Origin of the sequence: Phaeovulum veldkampii DSM 11550 (assembly GCF_003034995.1) — a bacterium.
GTDB lineage: Bacteria > Pseudomonadota > Alphaproteobacteria > Rhodobacterales > Rhodobacteraceae > Phaeovulum > Phaeovulum veldkampii.
Genome location: NZ_PZKF01000070.1, coordinates 1 through 6,993 on the forward strand (window position 1 = coordinate 1; position 6,993 = coordinate 6,993).

Sequence of the window (6,993 nt, forward strand, 5' to 3'; positions counted from 1 at the left end):
CTGGAACAGATGGATGCCGTCACGCCTGATCTTGCGCAGTTCACTCGGCAGGAAGCTCACCTGAAAGGCTTCCATCTCGAAGGGGATGTCGCCTGTCATTTGCTCTGAGAGCGCCTCCCATTTGGCAACGGGCGTGCAGCCAAGACTTGAATGAATGCTGTTGTTGTAACGGCAGATTTCCAGAGCAAACCAGCGATCGAATTCGCTCAACGTCATCGTGGCCTTGCTTGCGGCGTCATAGTCGCCCTTTGCCGCGATCGAGGATTGCGTTGTTCCCGGCAACAGGTGAACGGCCCCCATCATGGTGCCGATCAACCGTTCGATGTGACCACCGAAGTGAGGACTTGCTGGCGGTCGATAGACCAGATCGATCCCCCAATCCGCACAGGCCGACCGAAAGGCGCGCGACCGGAAATCGCGACCGTTATCGACGTGGATGCTGTGCGGTTTGCCCTGTGCCGGCCAAGGAACATCGCACGCCAATTCCGCAAGAAGTTCCTCCTTGAGGGCCACCGCCTGTGTCAGGCAAAGCGCCACTGACAGACGCGAAGGTGCCTCGAGAGAGGTGTAATATCCGGTCACCATCCGCGTTGCGACGTCGATCGCCAGCGTGACCCAAGGCCGCCCAATTGGTTTGCGTTCAAAGCCGTCGACAAGAATGATGTCCGCCGGTGTATGATCAATTTGGACGATCTCCAGTGGCATACTGGCCTTGTTCTCACCTGTGACCGGCGCAAATTTCTGGCGGGCCGCCTTTGCGCCCTCTCGTGCCTTCGCAACTTCGCGGGCATCCATCGCATCCAGACGACGCTGAACCGTTCGCCGTGTCGGCGGTTGCAAGCCCTCCTGCCAGCAAGCGCTGCGGATTTCTGTCACGACGCGCGACAAGCTCGAACGCTCCCGGCGCAAGAAATAGCGGCGAAGGTGCTCCTCGATTACCGCTTCGACTTTGCTGGATATTAACATCGTCCCGGTCGGGCGGCCCCGTTTCCGCGGAGCCAGAGCGCTGGTGCGCCCACCCTCTTCCGCCAACCGTTTTATCCAACGCCAGACCGTCGCCCTGCTGACACCAAGCTCCCAAACGGCGTCATTGATGCCACGTTCCAGGCTGCCAGTCCCATTGAGATATGCCTGAACAAGAGGGCGCAGCACCGCGGCCCTGCGCGCCTCTTCAGCACCAACGGCAACGGAGTCTTCGCCATCATCATTCATCGATATTTGCCGCAAATGTCTGTGAACCCTGTCTCAGGTTTAAGGGCAAAAATATCAGAATTAAAGGCAAAATCTCATATTTAAGGGCAAAGCTCAGCCGTTGATTTCGTTGGATTTCCCATCTCACAATTAAGGGCTACGCGACACCTGTTGCCTCGATCTTGGTGTGACGGCCTTCTGCTTTTTCTGGGATGTGATGCCGGATGTGGTGGCGCGGGTGAAAAACGCGGGATGTCTCGTATTGCATCAGGTCGGAACGGAGGCCGCCGCGCGGATGGCCGAAGCTGCCGGGGCGGATGTGATCATCGCACAGGGGATCGAGGCGGGCGGCCATGTGCACGGACGAAGTCCCGCCTTCGGGCTGGCGGAACGGATACTGGCCGGGACCGACCTGCCGGTCGTGGTCTCGGGCGGGATCGCCACGGGCGAAGGGCTTGCCGCCGCATTGGCGATCGGGGCCAGCGGCGTGCAATGCGGCACCGCCTTTCTGGCGACTGAAGAATCCTTTGCGCATTCCTATCACAAGTCTCGCATCGTCGAGGCCACGGGCGAGGATACGGTGCTGACCGATGTGTTCGTTCTGAACTGGCCCAAGGGCGCTGCGGTGCGGGTGATCGGCAACAGCGTGACGGAGGGTCTCAAGGGCAATTACCTGGGTCACGACCCGGACAGCCTGCCGCGCGAGACCATCGCCCATGACGACGATCAGCCCCGCCTGCGCTTCAGCACGGATTCACCCTTGCGCACCACAACCGGCGATCTGGAAGCGATGGCGCTCTATGCCGGTCAGGGCGCGGGAAACATCCCCGATGTCGTACCTGCGGCCGCACGTCTGAACACCATGGTCGCGCAGGCCCGGCATATCCTGAAGGGCCCGGTGCGTAACGGTTTCACGGCGATGTCATGAGCGACGACTTCAAGAGCTTCCGCTGCCAAAGCGGCTTTTCCTCACCGCCCTGCTATGCCGCCGAGATCGCACTGGAGTATTTCGATCCGCTGGCTGTCGATCCCGAGCAGGCACGTGATGTCGCGCGTTGGCGCAAGGCCGAACGCACCCGCCTGCGCGCCGCCCGTCTGGCACTGTCGGTTGCTGAACGCAAGGAGATCGGCGAGGCACTGGCCGGGTATCTGCGGCAGGTGTTGCAAGACCGCTTCGGCGGGGCAGTGGGCATGGTCTTTTCCGCCTATTGGCCGATCAAGGGCGAACCCGACCTGCGCCCGCTGATGGCCGAACTTCACAAGGCCGGTATATCCGTCGCCCTGCCACTGGTCGAAACCAGGGCGGCCCCGCTCACCTTTCGCCGCTGGACGCCCGAAACCCGCATGGTGCGCGGCGATTGGAACATTCCCGTTCCGCCCCCGGACGCCCCCGTCGTCCGGCCCGATATCGTGCTTGCCCCCCTCGTCGGCTGGACGGCGGATGGTTATCGCCTCGGCTATGGCGGGGGCTATTTCGACCGGACATTGTCGGCGCTTGACCCGAAACCTTTTGTCATCGGCATTGGTTTCCAGTCGGCACAGCTCAAAACCATCTACCCGCAACCCCACGATATCCCTCTCGACCTCATCCTGACCGAGACCGGCTTGCACAGCGGTTGAGGATCAAATAGCTGGATTGATAAATGTGCATTCGTGTTGCTGACGCACACGTTTTCCGCAATTCCTAAAGCACTCCTCCGTAAAGCGACAAAATACATGAACAATATCGATGAAAAGCTGCAACCGATCCTTGCCGAAGTGATGCGGCGCAATGCCGGCGAGCCGGAATTTCACCAGGCCGTCCACGAGGTGATGGAAAGCCTCGGGCGCGTGGTCGCAAAGAACCCCGATTATCTTGAACAAGCGCTCATCGAACGCATCTGCGAGCCAGAGCGTCAGATCATCTTTCGCATTCCCTGGGTGGACGATCAGGGCAACGTCCAGATCAATCGCGGCTTTCGCGTCCAGTTCAACTCGGCCCTCGGCCCCTATAAGGGCGGGATGCGTTTCCACCCCTCGGTCAACCTGGGGATCATCAAGTTCCTGGGCTTCGAACAGATCTTCAAAAATGCACTGACCGGCCTGCCGATCGGTGGCGGCAAGGGCGGTTCGGATTTCGATCCCAAGGGTAAATCCGATGGCGAGATCATGCGTTTCTGCCAATCGCTCATGACCGAACTGCACCGCCATCTGGGCGAGCAGACCGATGTGCCAGCCGGCGATATTGGTGTAGGCGGGCGCGAAATTGGATACATGTTCGGCCAGTATAAGCGCCTGACAAACCGATACGAGTCGGGCGTATTCACCGGCAAGGCCATTGCCCACGGTGGATCCCGCGCTCGGACCGAGGCAACGGGTTTCGGCAACACCTATTTTACCAAGGCCATGCTTGAAACGCGCCAGACCGATTTCGACGGCAAGCGCGTGGTCGTGTCCGGTGCGGGCAATGTGGCCATCCACACCATCGAGAAAGTGCAGTCATTTGGCGGCACGGTCATCGCCTGTTCGGATTCCAGCGGTTATGTCATAGACGAAGCTGGGATTGACCTGTCTTTGCTTCAGGAAGTCAAGTCCCTGCGCCGCAAGCGAATTTCGGAATATGCCCGGCTTCGCGGGGACAGCGCGCATTTTGTGTCGACCGACAAAGGATCAATTTGGGATTTGCCCTGTGATGTGGCGATGCCCTCGGCCACCCAGAACGAATTGACGGGCAAGGATGCAAAGTCACTGGTTAAGAACGGTGTGCTGGCTGTCGGCGAAGGCGCGAACATGCCCTGCACCCCCGAGGCGATCCGCATCCTGCGCGAGGCCGGCATCCTGTTCGGGCCTGGCAAAGCTGCAAACGCGGGGGGCGTTGCAACGTCGGCACTGGAAATGCAGCAAAACGCCAGCCGTGATCGCTGGAGCTTTGAGCAGACCGAACAACGGCTGGCACAGATCATGAAGAGCATCCATGATCGTTGTGCTGAAACTGCCGATGAGTATGGCGCGCCCGGCGACTATGTCCTGGGCGCCAACATCGCCGGTTTCGTGCGGGTTGCCGAAGCGATGCGTATGCTTGGGGTGATCTGAGCCAATCCGGAGAACTATCGGAAGACCAGGGCGATCTCTTCGTTGCCGAGCAGCCTCCACTCCCCCGGGTCGAGGCTGTCTGGCAGGCAAAGATTGCCAAGACGTTCACGTCGAAGGGTCTCGACGAAATTGCCCGCAGCGGCGAACATACGGCGAACCTGATGGTATCGGCCTTCGGTCACGGTAATCAGGGCTTCGGTTTCCGATATGATTTCCAACACCGCCGGTGCCAGCGGTTTGTCTTCGCCCTTGAGCGTGAGTGTACCCGACGCAAACAGAGCGATTTCTTTACCGTCGAGTGGACGTGCCAGTATGGCGCGATAGGCCTTGCTGATCTGACTTTTGGGGCTGCTGATTCGGTGCAGAAGGTTGCCATCATCGGTCAGCAGCAGGAGTCCTGATGTTTGTTTGTCCAAACGGCCAATGGTTGAAATCGCGGGATCGCGGCGCCGCCAACGTGCGGGCAAGATGTCATAGACAAGTGCGCCCGCCTCCTTGTGCGAACAGGTCACCCCCAGAGGTTTGTTCATCAACACGACCATACCTGCAAGCGGATCAAGCGCCTTTCCCGCAACTGTCATACGGCTTGGCAGATCCACACTGATAGGGATGCGAACGGCGGCGTCCAAGATCTCTTTCTGATCGAAGACAATACCACCATAGCGTGCCAACTGCGCGATGTCCTTGCGTGTGCCATAGCCCATCGAAGACAAGAGCTTGTCGACACGTGTAGTTGAAACCTTTGACATATCCGGTTTCCTTGTGGATCATATTCAGTGCAGAGGGAAACACACGCTCTCTCTCACTGCGGTAGACGACAGAGCGACAGGCAGGATTCGTTACTTCCGAGAGGTTACGAAACTGATATCACGGTTAACGTTCTGCGCTGTTCCGCACGGGTGTCCCAATGAAACGATGTGCCTTCGGGCAATCCAAGAAGCGCTACCCCGATCGGCGTCATGACGGAAATCTTGCCTTGCGCGATATCGGCATCCTCGGGATAGACAAGCATCACTGTTCTTTCCTGCCCAGAGAATTCATCGCGATACGTGACCCTGTTTCCGATCGCGACCACATTCGCCGGCAACTTTGCCGCGGGCAGGATTTTTGCGCGGCCAAGCTCTTCCAGCAAACGCTCGGCCAGATCGGAATTGCGGGCTATCGCGCCTTCTGCCAGCGCTTCCAGATGGTCTAGATCATCGGCATTGATGATGATCTTCGGATTTCGTGTCCGACGACTACGCGACTTAGTAAGTTCTTGCGGTGCCATGGTGGCCGCTCCTTATGTGAAGAAATGCAGGTGTGCGGGAAGCAGACGGACCCTTTGGTCTGGGTCAGGTCTGTCAGGAGATTTCAGATTGCCTGGATCACGCGCGAAACCGTGACGGATCGAATGGATCCATTTTCGCACAGCAAGGGCGCACGTTGACCGACCAACATCCCGATGAGGGTTACGCCCAGGATCGAATATGCAGGGATGACCCCCGTGCCCTGCCCCCATCGAGCCCGATGGACGAGCAGGCCATCCTGAACGGGACCTTGGTCAATAACGTATTGGAATTGACGACCGCTCGTTACGATATGCGCTGCGTAAAGGTTTTTGACTGGTTTCAGTGTCATCAACTTGTGCCGAATAATATATGATAGCATAATCTCAGCACGGTCTTGCGACTCATCGCATTGCTCCTGATACGCTTTCAGCCTGTGATAGTCAGCTTCCGGAACTGGCGAACACTCGCGCGGCCCGTTTTGACCGTTAAGCCGTTTCTCAAAAGTAGAAAACCGATGTTCGTGGATGTTGGACATGACTTCCCCCATGGCCACCGTGGCCGCGTGCTCATCATTGAAACTTGAGGAGACCCCGGGGGTGCAGCAGGCGTAAACGCGCCTAGACCGCCCGGGGAAGCGGGCGGTTCAGCAGAAGAAAACGATAATGATCTGCATGTTCCAACATACCTCTAGAGTTAGGCAGTCAAATTGGTTGTGTCAATCAGATCGATTTCGACGTCGCACTATCGGCGGGCCTGTGACACCTCGTTCATTGGCGTTCTTCGCGATTGCTGGCATGATCAGAACACAGGAGCACCGGGCACCAGAGGGCTGGTGCTACCAAGTGCCCGTGGAGCGAAAATATCCGAAAGAAAGGCGCACTCTGCATGCATGTTCTGTTCACGCGAGGCGTTGTTGCAGAACTCCCTCATGAGGCGTGACTCCCCCTTTCCCTGTTGATCTCAGCCCACGCGGACGATTTCGGCAGTGCCGAGCGCGTTGAAGCGGTTGATGAGGGCGACGCGGATCTGGATTTCTGCGGTCTGGCTGTCGGGGTGTCTTGCGGCGATGCGCTCACCGAAGGCTTTGAGGCACCGCATCTTTGCCTCGATCCGGCTTCGGGCATGGTATCCGGTCCAGCGCTTCCAGAACGCCCTGCCATAGGCCGTGTGGCGCGCAGGGTCTCGTTTCTCGCGATCGCGGCAGGGCAATCCTCTTTCCAAGGCCGTCCATTCTTTCGGATAGGGATGATCGCAGTGGCCTGCCGGTCTATGATGGCCGTGTGGCAGCGGCGCGTGTCGTAGGCACCATCCGCAGTCACCGTGCCGATCTCTTCGCCTTCGGGGATCTGGTCCAGTAACTCTGGCAGCACGGGGCTGTCACCATCGCTGCTGGGGGTGAATTCCACCGCTCGAATGTCCGAAGTGGCGGTGTCCATGGCCAGATGGACCTTGCGCCATT

Annotated in this window: 7 protein-coding genes and 1 pseudogene; 3 read left to right on the plus strand and 5 right to left on the minus strand. The window is 58.7% G+C overall.

From position 1 onward, the window contains the following. The coding region (locus C5F46_RS15365; protein ID WP_146160249.1) for a DDE-type integrase/transposase/recombinase at nt 1-1,212 on the minus strand (1,212 nt) is incomplete at its 3' end. Nucleotides 1,213-1,378: 166 nt separating this feature from the next. Here C5F46_RS15365 and C5F46_RS15370 point away from each other — a divergent pair. From C5F46_RS15370 to gdhA, 3 genes are all read left to right on the plus strand, one after another. Beyond that, the gene (locus tag C5F46_RS15370; RefSeq protein ID WP_235820194.1) at nt 1,379-2,119 is read left to right on the plus strand and encodes an NAD(P)H-dependent flavin oxidoreductase; all 741 of its coding nucleotides are present in this window, start codon (nt 1,379-1,381) and stop codon (nt 2,117-2,119) included. Beyond that, nucleotides 2,116-2,811, plus strand: a complete 696-nt coding sequence (locus C5F46_RS15375) for a 5-formyltetrahydrofolate cyclo-ligase (RefSeq protein WP_107326195.1) — start codon at nt 2,116-2,118, stop codon at nt 2,809-2,811. Before C5F46_RS15370 ends, C5F46_RS15375 begins: the two co-directional genes overlap by 4 nt. 96 nt (nt 2,812-2,907) lie before the next feature. After that, the gene (gdhA, locus tag C5F46_RS15380; RefSeq protein WP_107326196.1) at nt 2,908-4,263 is read left to right on the plus strand and encodes an NADP-specific glutamate dehydrogenase; all 1,356 of its coding nucleotides are present in this window, start codon (nt 2,908-2,910) and stop codon (nt 4,261-4,263) included. Between the two features lie 14 nt (nt 4,264-4,277). Here gdhA and C5F46_RS15385 read toward each other — a convergent pair whose 3' ends face one another. The 4 genes and pseudogenes from C5F46_RS15385 to C5F46_RS15400 form a co-directional block, all read right to left on the minus strand. Continuing rightward, the gene (locus C5F46_RS15385) at nt 4,278-5,012 is read right to left on the minus strand and encodes a 16S rRNA pseudouridine(516) synthase (protein WP_107326197.1); all 735 of its coding nucleotides are present in this window, start codon (nt 5,010-5,012) and stop codon (nt 4,278-4,280) included. 104 nt (nt 5,013-5,116) lie between these two features. Continuing rightward, a complete protein-coding gene (gene rnk, locus C5F46_RS15390) occupies nt 5,117-5,533 on the minus strand; it encodes a nucleoside diphosphate kinase regulator (RefSeq protein WP_107326198.1) in 417 nt (138 codons plus the stop codon). A gap of 83 nt (nt 5,534-5,616) precedes the next feature. Further along, complete coding sequence (locus C5F46_RS15395; RefSeq protein WP_133618488.1) at nt 5,617-6,069, minus strand: hypothetical protein; 453 nt, start codon at nt 6,067-6,069, stop codon at nt 5,617-5,619. A gap of 425 nt (nt 6,070-6,494) precedes the next feature. Then, a pseudogene (locus C5F46_RS15400) lies at nt 6,495-6,993 on the minus strand (IS5 family transposase); the annotation flags it as partial.

Coding starts and splice junctions, on each gene's coding strand:
- C5F46_RS15385 (WP_107326197.1), bottom strand. CDS start 5,012: ATGTCAAAGGTTTCAACTACACGTGTCGACAAGCTCTTGTCTTCGATG.
- gdhA (WP_107326196.1), top strand. CDS start 2,908: ATGAACAATATCGATGAAAAGCTGCAACCGATCCTTGCCGAAGTGATG.
- C5F46_RS15375 (WP_107326195.1), top strand. CDS start 2,116: ATGAGCGACGACTTCAAGAGCTTCCGCTGCCAAAGCGGCTTTTCCTCA.
- C5F46_RS15395 (WP_133618488.1), bottom strand. CDS start 6,069: ATGTCCAACATCCACGAACATCGGTTTTCTACTTTTGAGAAACGGCTT.
- rnk (WP_107326198.1), bottom strand. CDS start 5,533: ATGGCACCGCAAGAACTTACTAAGTCGCGTAGTCGTCGGACACGAAAT.